At 57.6% G+C, this 14536-nt stretch carries 14 protein-coding genes; 2 read left to right on the forward strand and 12 right to left on the reverse strand.

Translation table 11 applies throughout. From position 1 onward, the window contains the following. Positions 1-1470: a cysteine--tRNA ligase gene (gene cysS / locus H4684_RS05765; protein ID WP_192623131.1), complete on the forward strand. Its 1470-nt coding sequence runs from the start codon at positions 1-3 to the stop codon at positions 1468-1470. 106 nt (positions 1471-1576) lie between these two features. Here the strand turns inward: cysS and H4684_RS05770 are convergent, their stop codons facing one another. The 9 genes from H4684_RS05770 to H4684_RS05810 all read right to left on the reverse strand — a co-directional run bounded on the left by H4684_RS05770 (position 1577) and on the right by H4684_RS05810 (position 10677). Continuing rightward, complete coding sequence (locus H4684_RS05770) at positions 1577-3625, reverse strand: AsmA family protein (protein ID WP_192623132.1); 2049 nt, start codon at positions 3623-3625, stop codon at positions 1577-1579. Between the two features lie 220 nt (positions 3626-3845). Then, positions 3846-4859 (reverse strand): FAD:protein FMN transferase, encoded by a 1014-nt coding sequence (locus H4684_RS05775; protein WP_192623168.1) that lies wholly within the window; start codon positions 4857-4859, stop codon positions 3846-3848. 27 nt (positions 4860-4886) lie between these two features. Next, entirely contained in the window at positions 4887-5768 is an 882-nt protein-coding gene (rnfB, locus tag H4684_RS05780; protein WP_192623133.1) for an RnfABCDGE type electron transport complex subunit B, read from the reverse strand. 15 nt (positions 5769-5783) lie between these two features. Continuing rightward, the gene (locus tag H4684_RS05785; RefSeq protein ID WP_092192848.1) at positions 5784-6359 is read right to left on the reverse strand and encodes an electron transport complex protein RnfA; all 576 of its coding nucleotides are present in this window, start codon (positions 6357-6359) and stop codon (positions 5784-5786) included. Between the two features lie 18 nt (positions 6360-6377). After that, entirely contained in the window at positions 6378-7097 is a 720-nt protein-coding gene (rsxE, locus tag H4684_RS05790; RefSeq protein ID WP_092192850.1) for an electron transport complex subunit RsxE, read from the reverse strand. 31 nt (positions 7098-7128) lie between these two features. Beyond that, positions 7129-7710, reverse strand: a complete 582-nt coding sequence (gene rnfG, locus H4684_RS05795; RefSeq protein WP_092192852.1) for an RnfABCDGE type electron transport complex subunit G — start codon at positions 7708-7710, stop codon at positions 7129-7131. A gap of 6 nt (positions 7711-7716) precedes the next feature. Then, a complete protein-coding gene (locus tag H4684_RS05800) occupies positions 7717-8673 on the reverse strand; it encodes an RnfABCDGE type electron transport complex subunit D (protein ID WP_092192854.1) in 957 nt (318 codons plus the stop codon). A gap of 50 nt (positions 8674-8723) precedes the next feature. Further along, positions 8724-9920: a 4Fe-4S dicluster domain-containing protein gene (locus tag H4684_RS05805; RefSeq protein ID WP_092192857.1), complete on the reverse strand. Its 1197-nt coding sequence runs from the start codon at positions 9918-9920 to the stop codon at positions 8724-8726. Between the two features lie 7 nt (positions 9921-9927). Further along, entirely contained in the window at positions 9928-10677 is a 750-nt protein-coding gene (locus H4684_RS05810) for a cytochrome c3 family protein (RefSeq protein WP_092192859.1), read from the reverse strand. 373 nt (positions 10678-11050) lie between these two features. Between H4684_RS05810 and H4684_RS05815 the strand changes: the two genes are divergently transcribed. Then, positions 11051-12022, forward strand: a complete 972-nt coding sequence (locus H4684_RS05815) for a calcium/sodium antiporter (RefSeq protein WP_092192861.1) — start codon at positions 11051-11053, stop codon at positions 12020-12022. Positions 12023-12087: 65 nt separating this feature from the next. Here H4684_RS05815 and H4684_RS05820 read toward each other — a convergent pair whose 3' ends face one another. The 3 genes from H4684_RS05820 to H4684_RS05830 all read right to left on the reverse strand — a co-directional run bounded on the left by H4684_RS05820 (position 12088) and on the right by H4684_RS05830 (position 14482). Beyond that, on the reverse strand, positions 12088-12465 hold the full coding sequence (locus H4684_RS05820) for a hypothetical protein (protein WP_092192863.1): 378 nt from the start codon (positions 12463-12465) through the stop codon (positions 12088-12090). An 81-nt stretch (positions 12466-12546) separates the two neighbouring features. Continuing rightward, a complete protein-coding gene (locus H4684_RS05825) occupies positions 12547-13920 on the reverse strand; it encodes a PFL family protein (RefSeq protein WP_092192865.1) in 1374 nt (457 codons plus the stop codon). 10 nt (positions 13921-13930) lie between these two features. Then, complete coding sequence (locus H4684_RS05830) at positions 13931-14482, reverse strand: glycine cleavage system protein R (protein ID WP_192623134.1); 552 nt, start codon at positions 14480-14482, stop codon at positions 13931-13933. Positions 14483-14536: the final 54 nt, after the last annotated feature.

A 14536-nucleotide genomic window follows, 5' to 3' on the forward strand; every position in this document is an offset into this window, starting at 1 on the left:
ATGCAGATCTACAATAGCCTTACCAGGAAAAAAGAGGAATTCGTCCCGCTCAAACCCGGTCATGTGTCCATGTACGTCTGCGGCATCACGGCCTACGACTACTGCCACATCGGACACGCACGCTCCGCCGTGGTCTTCGACGTCCTGGTCCGCTATCTGCGCTACATCGGCATGCAGGTCACCTTTGTGCGCAACTTCACCGACGTGGACGACAAGATCATCAATCGCGCCAACCGCGAGGGCACGGATTTCGAGACCATCGCCCGCACATACATCGACGCCTTCTACACCGACATGGACCGCCTCGGCATCCTGCGGGCCGACATCGAACCCAAGGCCACCGAGCATATCAAGGAGATGATCGAACTCTGCGAAAATCTCATCGCCAAAGGCCACGCCTACTCGACGCCCAGCGGCGACGTCTATTTCCGTGTTCGCTCCTACGACGATTACGGCAAGCTCTCCGGACGCAACGTCGAGGAGCTGATGTCCGGGGCGCGCATCGAACCGGGCGAGAAAAAAGAGGATCCTCTCGATTTCGCCCTGTGGAAGGGCGCAAAGCCTGGCGAACCGTCCTGGCCCAGTCCCTGGGGACCGGGCCGTCCGGGCTGGCACATCGAATGTTCGGCCATGAGCGAACGCTACCTGCCCCTGCCCTTCGACATCCACGGCGGCGGACAGGATCTGGCCTTCCCGCACCACGAAAACGAGCGCGCCCAGACCGAGGCAGCCACGGACAAGCAGTTCGTGCGCTACTGGGTGCACAACGGGTTCGTGCAGATCAATTCCGAGAAGATGTCGAAATCACTCAATAATTTTGTGACCATCCGCGACATCCTGGCCAACTACCTGCCCGAGGTGCTGCGCTTCTTCCTCATCACCAAGCATTACCGCAGCCCCCTGGATTACACCGCCGACGCACTCGAAGAATCGGAACGCGCCCTGAAGCGGATCTACCTGACCAAGGCCGCCGCCGAGGCGCACGTGGCCGGAACCAAATGGACCGCCACGCCTCTTCCGGCCGAAATCGTGGTCGAAGCCACCGCACTGGAAGCCAAATGGGACGAGTCCATGGCCGACGACATGAACACGGCCGCGGCCCTTGGCCACGTCTTCGTGCTGATGAAGATCGTCAACCGCATCCTGGAAGACAAGGCCCTCAAAAAGTCCGAAGAAGGCCGCGACATGATCCGCCATGCCCTCAAGCTGTTCGAACGCTGGGGCGAAGTGCTCGGCCTTTTCCTCATGCCCAGCAGCGATTTCCTGGCCCAGCTCAAGCAAAGCCGAGTGCAGCGCAGGAAAATCGACACCGAACTGGTGCAGGCCAAACTGCAGGAACGCATGGAAGCCCGCTCGGCCAAGGATTTTGCCCGCTCCGACGCCATCCGCGACGAACTTCTCGCGCTGGGAGTGACCATTCAGGACACGGCCCAGGGCGTTCAGTGGGACGTGGAATGTGCCGAGAAATAAGGAAGAGCCCGCGCCCCGACAAGGGCGCGCCCTTGCCCCAAGGACATGAACGACGAAAGGCCGCGCAATGCGGCCTTTCGATTTTTATCACCAACGCACAATCCTGTCATTCGAAGAGGTTCTTCAAGCCCTCCACGCCCTTGTTCAGTCCCGAACCCACACCTTTTATGACTTCCTGCACGGCCTGCCCGCCGCGCAAGCCCAAACCTCGCAAGACCGCTTCCATATCGGGACTGATGGTAGGCTGACGCACCGGCCCGCTGATCCGCACCGGCACACTGCTCAAGCCCAAAGAACCTTCGTCGAAGTTGCCCTCGCTTCCGGCAAGCTCGATGAGCAGCCTGAAATCCAAAACCTCGCGCACCAGATCCGTCTGTCCGTTACCCGTGACGCGAAATCGCGGCGCAAGAAGAAAAAGATCGGGCGTCGTCTCCACCCCTCTGGTTATGGTTCCGCTGGCTGAAAGAACGGAAAAAACCGTGCGCGGGGGTTCCTGCGGTCCTGGGGAAAGGCCTTTGACCTTGCGGATTCCATCGCGCAGCAACTGCGAGACGTTCACGTCGCTTAGGGCGCCGTCGGACACCTTGAAATCCACTTTCCCTTTCAGATTGCGCCGCAGATCCATCGTGCTTTGCCCGGAAGTATCAAGGGCGGCGCTGCTCTGCATGGTGCCCGAAAGACTCTCCCTGCCATGCAGATCGCGCAGCAATGACCCAATCTGCAAGGCGCCTATGGAATGCGACCAGGAATACGCGGGTATCTGTCGGCGCACATCAAGGGAGGCCGAGCCTTTCAAACTTCCGCCATACAGGCTTGATTCGATCCGGGGCATGTCGAACAGGCCATCCGTGGCCGTCAGACGGATGCGCGAATCGGAAACACGCAGATTGATTACGTTCAGGGTATCCACCGCCAAAGTAGCATTCAGATTCAGCTTGCGCATCATCGAGACAGGAAGGTCGATGCGCTCTTCCGAAGCCCCAGGCAGAGCCTCCTTTGCGCCGTCATCGGACCGGATGCGGTAGCGGTCCAGATTCAAGGTATCGATATGCATATCCAGTTCGATTTGCGGATCCGTGCGACCTTGAACGGATACACGGCCGTTCAGCGCCTGTCTGTCGAGCACGAGACTCAGATCCGTCGCCTCGAAACGGCCCCCACCGGCTGCCCACTTGCAGGAAAAGGCAGCCTCTTCCAAAGCGGCAGGGTCCGTGAAATTCGGCAGAGGAATAGCTAGCCGCGCAAAGGCTTCCTTCGGATTGAATCGTGCGACTTCAAGAAAACCGTTGGTGCCGGCGTCGCTTGAAGGCTGCGCCGAAAAAACGATATCAAGCCCCAGCCCCTCCATGCGTGCGTTCTCCATCCGGCCGTCCGTAGATAAATAATCTCCCGAAAAAGATATTACTTCAGGACTGTTTGGCAGACTTTCGCCTGACAGGACGGCTTTGAGGACCAGATTCTCGAGACTGAGCCGGTCGAGATCCAGAATCGCCTTGGCGGTAAAATCAAGCTCGCCAGTGATTTCGTTGCGTTTGGCCATTGCATGCGTGTCCACCACAAACGGTTCGCCAAAAGCAAAATCAGAAACGTCAAGACGAATTCCGTCGACCTCAAAACTCTCCCCTCCAAGCTTGTCATCCCAGACAATACGGGCATCCGTGATTTCAAGTCCGTCCACAATGAGGCCCGCCAGGTAAGGAACACGCTTGTCCCGGGCCAGAACGGGAGTGTCTGGAGCACTGTCTTCAACCGAATCGGGCGTGGCAAGATCCATCCAATTTCCGCGCCCATTCGCATCGCGGGACAGAAACAGGGAAAGCCCTTCGATATCAATGGCCACAACTTCGAGCCGTGACGATAGAAGAGGCAGAAGACGAGCCTTCAGATGCGCGCCGTTCAGGGTCATGAAGGGTCCGCTGAAACCTTCGCCGTTCCCAAGCTCAAGGTCACCGATGGAAACGGACAGATAGGGAAAGAATTTAAGCCCCAGATCCCCGGAAATGGTCAGCTCGCGCCCGGTGTTGTCGCGCACGGCTTTTATGATCTGCGGCTTGAAATCATTGGGGTCGACCGTCATGAGCAGCACCCCTGCAAGAATTCCGCAAAGCAGAATCAGGCCCAAAAGACCGCGCACGATCCAAGTTCGAATATTCATCACATCTTCCCCTGGTAAAGTGTTGGAGCGAGAAGCTGTCATCATCGCGGGTCATGATGATAGCTGCTCGCACAAAAACACCATAAAGACAAAACACGTCGGGATAAAGGGAGGAAACCCGTAGAAACGCCGGACAGGATGGAATCGGGGCATCGATTTGCTAAAAAAAAGCCGGCTTTCGCCGGCTCTTGTGATCGATAAAATCAATAATCTTTGGCTGTTAACTCCACTCTGGAGATGCAAGACGTGCACCGGTGGAGGTCACCAGCAGACAGGAATGACCAGGCAGGGAAGACGTCAGGCGCAAGGCTTCACGCGGAGACATGAGACTCAGCGCCGTGGCCAGACCGTCAGCCTGCATGACCGTGGGCGCCTGAACACTGACGCTCTTGATATACTGCGGGGAAGTGCCCGTCTCGGGATTGATCAGATGGGTCGATTTGCGGGAAGAATCAAAATAGACTTCATAGCCGCCGGAAGTGGCTACCGCACCGGAACGCATTTCGATCACGGCAGGATAGTCACCCTGCTTGTCCGGATCTTCGATGGCGATGCGCCACGGACGGCCGTCACCCTTGGGTGAACCCTGGACACGGATGTCTCCGCCGGCGTCGATCATGTAATGGGCGACACCGAGCGACTTGAGCGTGTCCGCCGCGCAGTCGGCTATGTATCCTTTGGCGATACCATCAAGAGTCGCGCCCATACCGGAAGCGGCGAACTTCAGATCGGATCCGGTCTGCCGCAAGCGGCCGGTATCAACCAGAGCCAAGGCTTCTTTGAGTTCCCGCGCGTCCGGCCGCCCCTTGGAACGCTCCATGAGATTGACCACAGGTGCGACAGTCATGTCGAAACGTCCGCCGGATTGACGGTGCAACGTGCGCCCGTGGGCCATGACATCAAGCAGTTCCTGCGGAGATCCGGAAAGACGTCCGTGAACATTCAGGACGGACAGGGCGGTATTTGAATCAAATCGGCTCAAAATGCCGATCAAACGGTTCATTTCATCAAAGGCGCGGCCGATGGCTTCCTGCCCCTGATTCGTGCTCGGCGTCATGACGGTCATGCCGACAATGGTGCCCATGAGCATGCGCTTTTCGGTGGTCGTGACCAGGCCGACGGCAGCCATGGCCGGAACCACGCGCAATGCGGGAGCCAGGGCTGCCCCGCCAGCGAGCACAGCCAGTTTTTTCAGAAAGTCACGGCGGTCTTGAGTGTGGGTCCCATGCTTCATTGTTATGCTCCGATTCTGTGGCGTGGGTTAGGCGTTCAGGTCCGCGACATGTGATTCTTCAGGATAACGCGCGGGATCCATGTCGGGCGCTGCCGACATCAACTCGGGATTCAGGCAACGCAGGATATTGCGAGGACATTTCTCCACACACACTTCCTCGCAAGAGGGACCATAGGCCAGACACGCCTTGTGATCGATGAAGATGCGCTCATCGACCAGGGAGATGCACTGGGCCGGGCATTTCTTGATGCAGGCGCCACAGCTGATGCATCCGACTTCACAGACATCCTTGACGGCCTTGCCCTTGTCCTGGGACGAACAGAAAACCATCACGCGTGAGCGTCTGGGAATGAGTTCGAGAATCGAGTTTGGACAGGTCCGCACGCACGTGCCGCAGCTGGTGCATTTATCCGGAGCGATATGAACCAGATCATTCTCGATCCACATGGCGTCAAAGGGACATGCGCGAACACAATCCCCGAATCCGAGGCAGGAATACTTGCAGGCGTCAGGGCCATCCTGCACCAGCTTCGCAGCGGCACAACTTTCAATGCCGAAGTACTCGAACTTTTTGGCGACATTGCCTTCGACCTTGATACAGCGCCGGAAAGCGACCTCTGGTTCGGAGTCGCCGGCAGCCTTGCCGGTAAGCTCCGCCACTCTGGTGGCGACATCGGGACCGCCGGCGCAACATTTGTTGGGTGGCATGTCGGGGTCATTGATGACTGCGGCAGCGTATGCTTCGCAACCTGCGAATCCACAGCCGCCGCAGTTGGCGCCGGGCAGAGCCTCAGTGACAACCTCGATGCGCGGGTCCTCTTCGACATACAAGACTTTGGACGCAATGGCCAAAATACCAGCCGACGCGAACCCCAAGCTGAAAAGTGTCAAAACGGATACAGTAATCATAAAGAAATCTCCACCTTAGGCTATCATACCCTTGAACGCCATGAATGCCAGTGACATGAGTCCAGCCATGACCAGGCCTATGGGAACACCGCGCATGGCCCGAGGAATCCGCGTGATCTCGAAACGCTCGCGAATTCCCGCGAGCAAAACAAGAGCCAGCATGAAACCGGTTCCAGCCGCGACGGCATAAAGCAGCGAGGTCACGAAATCGTATTCTTTACGCTGTACCAGAATGGCCACACCCAACACCGCGCAGTTGGTGGTGATGAGGGGCAGAAAAATACCCAGAGCCTTGTACAACGGTGGAACCATTTTCTTCAAAAACATTTCCACGAACTGCACCAACGCCGCAATGACCAGAATGAAGACGATGGTCTGCAGGTAGGCAAGGTGAAAAGGAATCAGGACAAATTTCTGGATGAGAAAGGTGAACATCGTGGCCATGATGGTCACGAAAATTACGGCACCGCCCATCCCGATCGACACGCTTTTTTCCTTGGAACAGCCCAGATAGGGACAGTTGCCGAGGTATTGGGCCAAAACTATGTTGTTGACAAAGATGGCCGAGATAAAAAGCAGAAAAGTATCCATAAGCCGTCACTCCCGTTGTTAGCCCTTGGCTGCTTCAAGCCGTTCCAGCTTTTTTTGGTTGACGATTTTTTCCAGGCCCTTGCAGGCAGCGCACCCGGAACAACCAGCATCGAAATTGGGATCCAGGACAACACCCTTGCGTTTGGCCTGCCAGGCAGTCAGAAAATTCATGCCTGCGAGAATGAGCCCGAGGCAGACAAACGCTCCGGGCGCCTGGACCATGAAGGTGAAAGGCTGAAAGTCCGGTCCGAACAGATTAACTCCGAACAGGGAACCGGCACCGAAGGTCTCGCGAATGCCCCCCAGGAAAGTCAGGGACAAGGTGAAACCGATGCCCATCCCCAACCCGTCGGCCAGGGCCAGATGGGGGGGATTCTTGGCGGCGAACGCTTCAGCCCGGCCAAGGATGATGCAGTTGACGACGATAAGGGGAACAAAGATGCCCAGCTGCTGGTAAAGCGGATATGCAAATGCCTGCATGAGAAGTTCCACGGTAACGACCAGGGAGGCGGAAATCGCGATGAAACAGACGATGCGCACCTTTTTGGGAATGATGTTGCGCACCAGGGAAATGATGAAGTTGGAAAGAGCGAGAACGAAGATGACCGCGGCACCCATGCCAAGACCATTGTTGGCGGTATTGGTGACGGCCAAGACAGGACACAAACCCAGCACCAAGCGGAACGGAGGAAGTTCATTCCACAGTCCTTTGGTGAATTCTTTCATTAAACTGGCCATAAAAATTCTCCTTGGGATGATCGCTAGCCGACTACCACGTGGTTTTGATCGTATCCTTGAGGGCCGCATACCATCCGGCGGCCTGCTTCACAGCATCAGCCGCGGCAATGGATGAGAATGTCGCGCCTGAAATGGCGTCGATGTCGCCGCCATCCTTTTTAAGGGCGGCTTTCGCCGGATCCTTGGCCTTGAACTGTTTGGTAAAGGCAGGTTCCTGAATGCGCGAACCAAGCCCGGGCGTTTCCTTGTGGGTGGTGACGCTGATTCCGACGAGATTATCCGCTGCAACGTCAAACCCGACGATCACGTTCACGTCGCCGCCATAACCTTTTCCGGACGCTTCCATGGCCACGGCCTGCAATTTGCCACCCTTCAGGGAGGGGAAGACGATAATGGTCTCGTCTTCATTGCCGGGCATGGGCAATTTCTTGCGATCGGCAATGGGATCATTGTCGCCCTGCAAAAAAATCTGCTTCAAAGCCGGGCCCTGGACATTGGTCAGGACCTGTTCCTCGATGATGGGAGTAGTCCAGACCTTGAGCCCGGAGAGGACGAAACCCGCAAGACCGGTGATGGCGGAAAGCACAACCACCATTCGTACAATTTCCATCATACCGTGCTACCTCCCGCCGAAGGGCTTGGGTTGAATAAGATCAAAAAGCGGCGTGCAGAGATTTGCCAGCAAAATCGCAAAGGGCACGCCATCGGGATAGATGCCATACGTGCGGATGATGATCACCATCACACCGCCGAAAAAGCCGAACAGCAACATCGGCAAGCGCCACGTTGGGGAGGAAGACGGATAAGGCATCAGGAAAAATGCCGCCAGCAGGGTGCTACCGGAAAGCAGGTGAAAGACCGGGGATGCGTAAAGCTGGGGATCGATGAAATTGTAGACAAACCCAGCCACTAGAACACCGGCCAGAAAGGATACCGGAATGAACCAGCGCACCAGCCCTCTGGACATGAGGTAGGCTCCTCCGATGACGATCATCAGAGCCTGGGACGCGCCCAGGGCCCCGAGATTCTCTCCCAACAGAAGGCTCATGGGAGTGACCGAGGAGATGGCATCAAGGCCGAAGTACTTGAGTTCGCTCAATGGTTCGATGAGGTCCCATTTGAGAAGCATCCCGTTCAGGTCAACGAGATCCGGCCAGGAGATGGCCAGCACGGCCCAACCCAGAGCCGGAGCGCAGACCGGACTGCCGCCATATCCGCCGAAGACCATGCGCCCGAGGATGACCATGAACGCGGTCCCGAGAATGACCATCCACGCAGGGGCAGTGGCCGGAAGCAAGAAGGCAAAGAGCAGACCATCCACCAGTGCGCTGAAATCGTCAGAGGTCGGCGCCTGCTTCATGAGCTTCTGCACGACGGCTTCCGTGACCACGGCGGTGAACCCGGCCCACGCCATGACCACTACCGCATCATAACCGTAACGATACACAGCCATCGCCACCACCGGCAAAATTGCCAGCAGCGTATGAAGCATGTTTTTTTGTAGTGTTGCTCCGGAATGCCACAGCGGAGCCGAAGCAACGGAATACATTTTCTTTGAAATATCCTGGCTTGCCATGTGTTTTTATCCTTCCTTGTTCATGACTGATTGAAACGACGCGGGAAGCATCAGTCCTGCAATCTGCATGTAGACACTGCTTCGTCCTGAGCTGCCAACTGCTTCTTGGCAAGAAGCAGATACTGCATCACGGGACGATTGGCCGGACACACGAAAGTACACATGCCACATTCAAAACAAGCTCCGACATGCTGTGATTGAGTACTTTCAAACATATTGAATTCGGCATACCGGGAGAGCATCCCGGGATGAATCCGGGCGGGACAGGCCAGAACACACTCGCCGCAGTTGATGCAGGGATTGGGCTGTACCGGAGGATAGAGCCCTTCCTGAACCAGGGTCACGGCGGTGCAGGTGGGTGCGATGCCTACGCCAAGATCACTCACGGCAACACCGCGCATGGGACCGTTCAAGGCCAGCTTCCATTCTGTTCCGTACGCCGTCCCTGTAGTGTCCAGCAGATCCTGCACCGTCATGCCTGTTGGCACGCGGTAAACCTTCTCGCCGACACTGACGGCGGCTTCCATGAGAGGCAGCTTGGTCATGGCCACAAGACCGATCCGGTACAGGGCCGAAACCGAGATGACATCGACATTGTCCGGTCTTTCGGCTCCGGTAGCGGCGTAAACGACAAGGGGATCGATGGTGGCCGGGTAAACGTCGCTGGCATAGACTGTGGTGCAGCCATGCAGGGAAAGCTGCTTGCCGTTGGCGACGACCAGTTTCACCACTCCGGGCTTGATGGCCCGTTCCAGAATCTGGAGACCGGCTTTCAGGACTTCCTGAGCGTCCTTCATGAGCTGCTCGCTGACCAGCACTCCGGGCTCGGGATTGAGGCCGTTTATGATCAGGTTGCGCGTCGCGTGAAACCTGCTCGTATCCACGCCCATTTCCAGCAGCTTGCGGCACAGTTCCTCGTTGCCGAGAGAATCCAGCTCGCTACATGGCTCGGGCCTCGGAGCGGCCACGGCCTCCTCCCCTTCCTTGGGCGCGGGGATGGGGCCTATGATGATGGCGTCGGGCTGAATGTCCTCGACGATGCCATCAATGGAAGAATGCACAAAGCCGATTCCGTAAGCGCCCTTGGTGGGATTTTCCGCGATGACCTGGCCGCGCCCCAAAATCTGCTTCTTTTTTACAACGGGTTTGTGTTTGCTCTCAATAGGAATCCTGACCCGCAAGGGGGCCGGCACTTCCTGCAGAGTGTCCTTGATCTCAACCGAGGTGTTCAGGCGTAGTTTCATCATGATGGTCTTACCTGGTATGACAGCGGGTACACGATTTTTCGCCAAAAGGTCCTTTGCCGGCCTCTTCGTGACACGTCATGCACTGATCGTGAAACGACTCCATGCGATGCGGCAAGGGCGTGGCGTCAGTATCGAAGTGGCAGGAATTGCAGGACGGCTGGAGGCTTCCAGCCTTACCGGGCAGCAATTCATGACATTCGTTACAACCTTCCAATTTTTCCTCATACATCTCGGCATGACAGCTTTCGCACTTGGCATGTACGGCATCGCGCAAGGCGGGCGTGTCGCCATCTGCTTTTTCGCCATGACACTGGTTGCAAGCACCCGGCTCGGCCTCGATGTCCGTGTCGTGATGGCAATCGGTGCAGCTCGAAGCATACTGCTCAGCATGGTCGTCATGACTGTAGACAAGCTTGCCCAGTTCGGCATGATGACAACGCGCGCAGGTCTCCTCGGGCAGACTGGTCTGGTGGTCCGAAGAGAACTTCGCATCAAATTCCGTCGCATGACATGAGCCACACGGCAGCGGAGTCAAACCTGGATTTTCACTCTCATGATGGCATTTGGCACAGTTGCCACCATCTTTTTCAACGTATTGCACGTGACGAGAATGGGTGAAGACAACATCGCCGCCCTTGTTGTCCAACCGAAGACGAACGGGCAGCTCTTCCGATGGGGCTGGTGCAAACTGACCGCCGAGGGCCAGAAGCGCCAACATACCGCAGACAATGGTGATGGGTACGTAACGTTTTTTCAAGACAGTGTCCTTGTGCTCCGGTTTGACGCAACTAAAGACAGGATGCTTCACTCAAGCATCCATCCCCACAAAACAACAACGCAAGGCAGCTTTTTCCCGTCAAAAGCCTGCTTAAACGGAACGCCTATTCAATTATCGATTTTTTGTAAACAGAAATCTGAAATGGGTTTTAAACTCAACTGTTTTGCTCAGAATACTCCCGTAAAACCCCGGTCTTCGGAAAGCCATGGGCGCCGTCGAAAATGACGTCTGGACCTCGCCTTTTTTTCGCGACATGATATCAGGCTCATGCTTCAGGGTGACGTGGCCTGTCGCCCTGCCATCATCCGGGATCCAAGGCGTCCGGATCAATTTTTAGCGAATACGGTGTCACATGTTTATCGCTTTTCTCGCCCTTTGTGTCGGACTTGCCGTGCTTGTCTGGAGCGCGGACCATTTCATCGACGGCGCGGCCAGTGTCGCACGCCACTTCTCCATGCCACCGCTGCTCATCGGCATGATCATCGTCGGATTCGGGACTTCAGCCCCGGAGATGGTCGTCTCCGCGCTGGCCGCCGTGAACGGAACTCCCGGCATAGCCCTGGGCAACGCCTTTGGTTCGAACATTACAAATATTGCGCTCATCCTCGGTTTCACGGCCCTGCTCAAACCCATCGAGATCCACTCCCAGGTGCTGCGCAAGGAATTGCCCCTGCTCACGGCAATGACCGCCGTTACGGCATATCTCATTCACGAAGGCACCCTCTCCCGCTCCGACGCACTGATCATGCTGGCTTTTTTTGCCGGGGTCATGTTCTGGACCGTGCGTCAGGGCATGCAGACCCAGCCCGACGCCTTCGGGGACGAGATGGGAGAGGAACTGTGCGCAAAGTGCATGCCGCTGGGCCGCGCCTACTTCTGGCTGGCCACGGGCCTTGTGCTGCTCATCGCCAGCTCCCGCCTTCTGGTCTGGGGCGCGGTGGAGATCGCCCACGCCCTCGGCGTGAGCGATCTTGTCATAGGCCTGACCGTCGTGGCGCTCGGCACCTCGCTTCCGGAACTGGCGTCCTCGATAATCGCAAGCCGCAAGGGCGAACACGACATTGCCCTCGGTAATGTGCTTGGCTCCAACCTTTTCAACACCCTGGCCGTGGTGGGTATTGCCGGTGTCATCCATCCCATGGATGTCGAACCGGATGTCATCACGCGCGATCTGCCGGTCATGACCGCCCTGACCCTGTCCCTTTTCGTCATTGGTTTCAGATTCAAACGCCCCGGACGCATCAACCGCTATGCGGGCATGGCCCTGCTGGCCTGCTATGTCGGCTATACCGCCTTTCTGGTCAAAGCGACCCTGTTCCCTTGAAAATGAACGCAAAGAGGCCCGCAAACTTTCGCTTGCGGGCCTCTTTGCCAACTTTATTTCATTATTCACTTGGCCGAATGAAGATCCTCGCCAATCTCCTGCAACATCAGGCGGATGGCCGCGAGCTTGTCGCGATGTTTCCCATCCAGGCGCTGGTCCAGGTCCTCGGCGGCATGCGCCATGGCCTTGACTTGATTCTCCATGGTCATGAGCGATGTCCGTCTCGGGAGCGTACCAAGTTCAGTCACCTTGCCGTCCAGCGTGGCATGCCGGGCATCGAGGTCCAGCACGGCGCTGTTCAGCGATTTGAGCTCGTCGATCTCCCTGCCAAGCCCGGCCACATTCTGATGCAGGGCGTAAAAAAAGACAAAAAGAAGCAGGATGGTGCAGGCGGCAAGCCCCGCAGCCAAGCGATCCTTTCCGAATACGTCTTTTGATTCCATAGATGCCTCCCAAGCGGCACTCGCCGCAAAATGCCTTTTTCAGGCCACAAATCTCAGCCGGACAAGGCGTCAGACTCAAACTCAGTTGATAAGAGCCTGCAAGGGTGCCGGGATGCCTCCACCCCGATTGATGAATCCAGCCGAAACACCGTTGCTGCGCACGGACATGATTTCTGCCTCGCCCAGCAATCCCCCGAAGTGGACCCGGTCGCCGGCCTTCTTCCCGGGAACGGGAATGAGGCGACACGCCGTGGTCTTCTTGTTGATCATGCCGATGGCCATTTCGTCGGCGATGATCGCGGACAGGGTCTCGGCCGTGGTGTCGCCCGGCAAGGCCACCATGTCGAGGCCCACGGAACACACAGCGGTCATGGCTTCGAGCTTTTCAAGACAAAGATGTCCGGCCGAGGCGGCGGCCGCGATGTTCAGATCCTCGCTGACCGGAATGAAAGCGCCGCTCAGGCCGCCCACGCGGGAACTGGCGAAGGCGCCGCCTTTCTTGACTGCGTCGTTGAGCATGGCCAGCGCTGCCGTGGAACCGGGCACACCGATGGCGCCCAGGCCCAGGGACTGGAAGATCTCGCCCACGCTGTCGCCGACATTGGGGGTCGGAGCCAGGGACAGGTCCACGATGCCGAACTCCACGGCCAGGATGCGTGCCACTTCGCGGCCGATGATCTCGCCCACGCGGGTGACCTTGTAGGCGGTGCGCTTGATCACGTCCGCCAGCTCTCCCAGATGCGCCCCCGGATTGTCCTGCAAGGCGCGATCGATGGCCTTCTTGACCACGCCCGGTCCGCTGACCCCGACGTTGATGACGGAACTGGCCTCGCCAATGCCCAGATAGGCCCCGGCCATGAACGGCACGTCCTCGGGGATGTTGGCGAAGACGACGAGCTTGGCGCAGCCCAAGCCGTCGCGGTCGGCCGTGCGCGCGGCGGCAGCCTTGATGGTCCGCCCCATGAGCGCCACGGCGTCCATGTTGATGCCGGCCCGGGTGGTGGCTACGTTGATGGACGAGCACATGCGGTGGGTGACGTCCAGGGCTTCGGGAATGGCGTCGATGAGCGCCAGATCGCCCTTGGCCATCCCTTTTTCGACCAGTGCCCCGAATCCGCCGATGAAATCGACGTTCACGTCCTTGGCGGCCTGATCCAGGGTCTTGGCCACCTCGACCATGCCACGGCTGTCGAAGGGAGCGGCGGCCACGGCGATGGGGCTGACCGAAATGCGCTTGTTGACCACGGGAATGCCGTAACGGTCGCCAACTTCGTCGCACACCGTGACCAGATCCCTGGCCAGGGTCGTTATCCGTTTATATATGGTGTCGGTAAATCTGGACAGATCGTGGGAAGCGCAGTCGAGCAGGCTGATGCCAAGGGTCACTGTGCGTACGTCCAGATTCTCGTTCTTGATCATGGACAGGGTGGAAAGAACCTCGCGGTCGTTGAGCATGCCTGGTCTCCTAAACTCTATGAATCGTTTCAAAAATGTCGCGGTGCTGGACCGAGACGTCAAGGCCGAATTTGGAACAGGTCTCCTGCATGACCCGCCGCAGATGGCGATGCTCCACACCCGAGGGGACATCGACCTCGAAGATCATGATCATCTCGTCCACGCCGTCATCCTGGGTGATGATGGCCCGGAAGTGAACCACGTTGCAGGCAAGCGAGGCGATGGCCTCGGTCACGGCGGCGATGGTGCCGGGCTTGTCCACGCCCCTGGTGGTTATGACGAAGGGCTGCGCGGCGGAAACCGCAACCGGTGCCGAAGCCGCCATGGGGCGCAGATGGGCGCTGAGCTCCATGTCCTCAAGGGCGGCGTTCAGACTGCTCCCGATTTCATCCAGCGGATGGTCGTCCGGATTGAGAACGATGAAGATAGAAGCAAACTCGGTTTGCAGGATGGTCTGGCTGACATCTTCGATGTTGCAGCCATGGGTGAACAGGATGGTCGATATTTTTGCCAGGATGCCCGGCTTGTCTTTGCCGATGACCGACAGCACGAATTTATTCATTGATCCTCCAAATCGTGGGAAAGTCCTGGTCTATTGCTTGGGGCGCGGGCATGC

Origin of the sequence: Desulfomicrobium macestii, from assembly GCF_014873765.1 — a bacterium.
GTDB lineage: Bacteria > Desulfobacterota > Desulfovibrionia > Desulfovibrionales > Desulfomicrobiaceae > Desulfomicrobium > Desulfomicrobium macestii.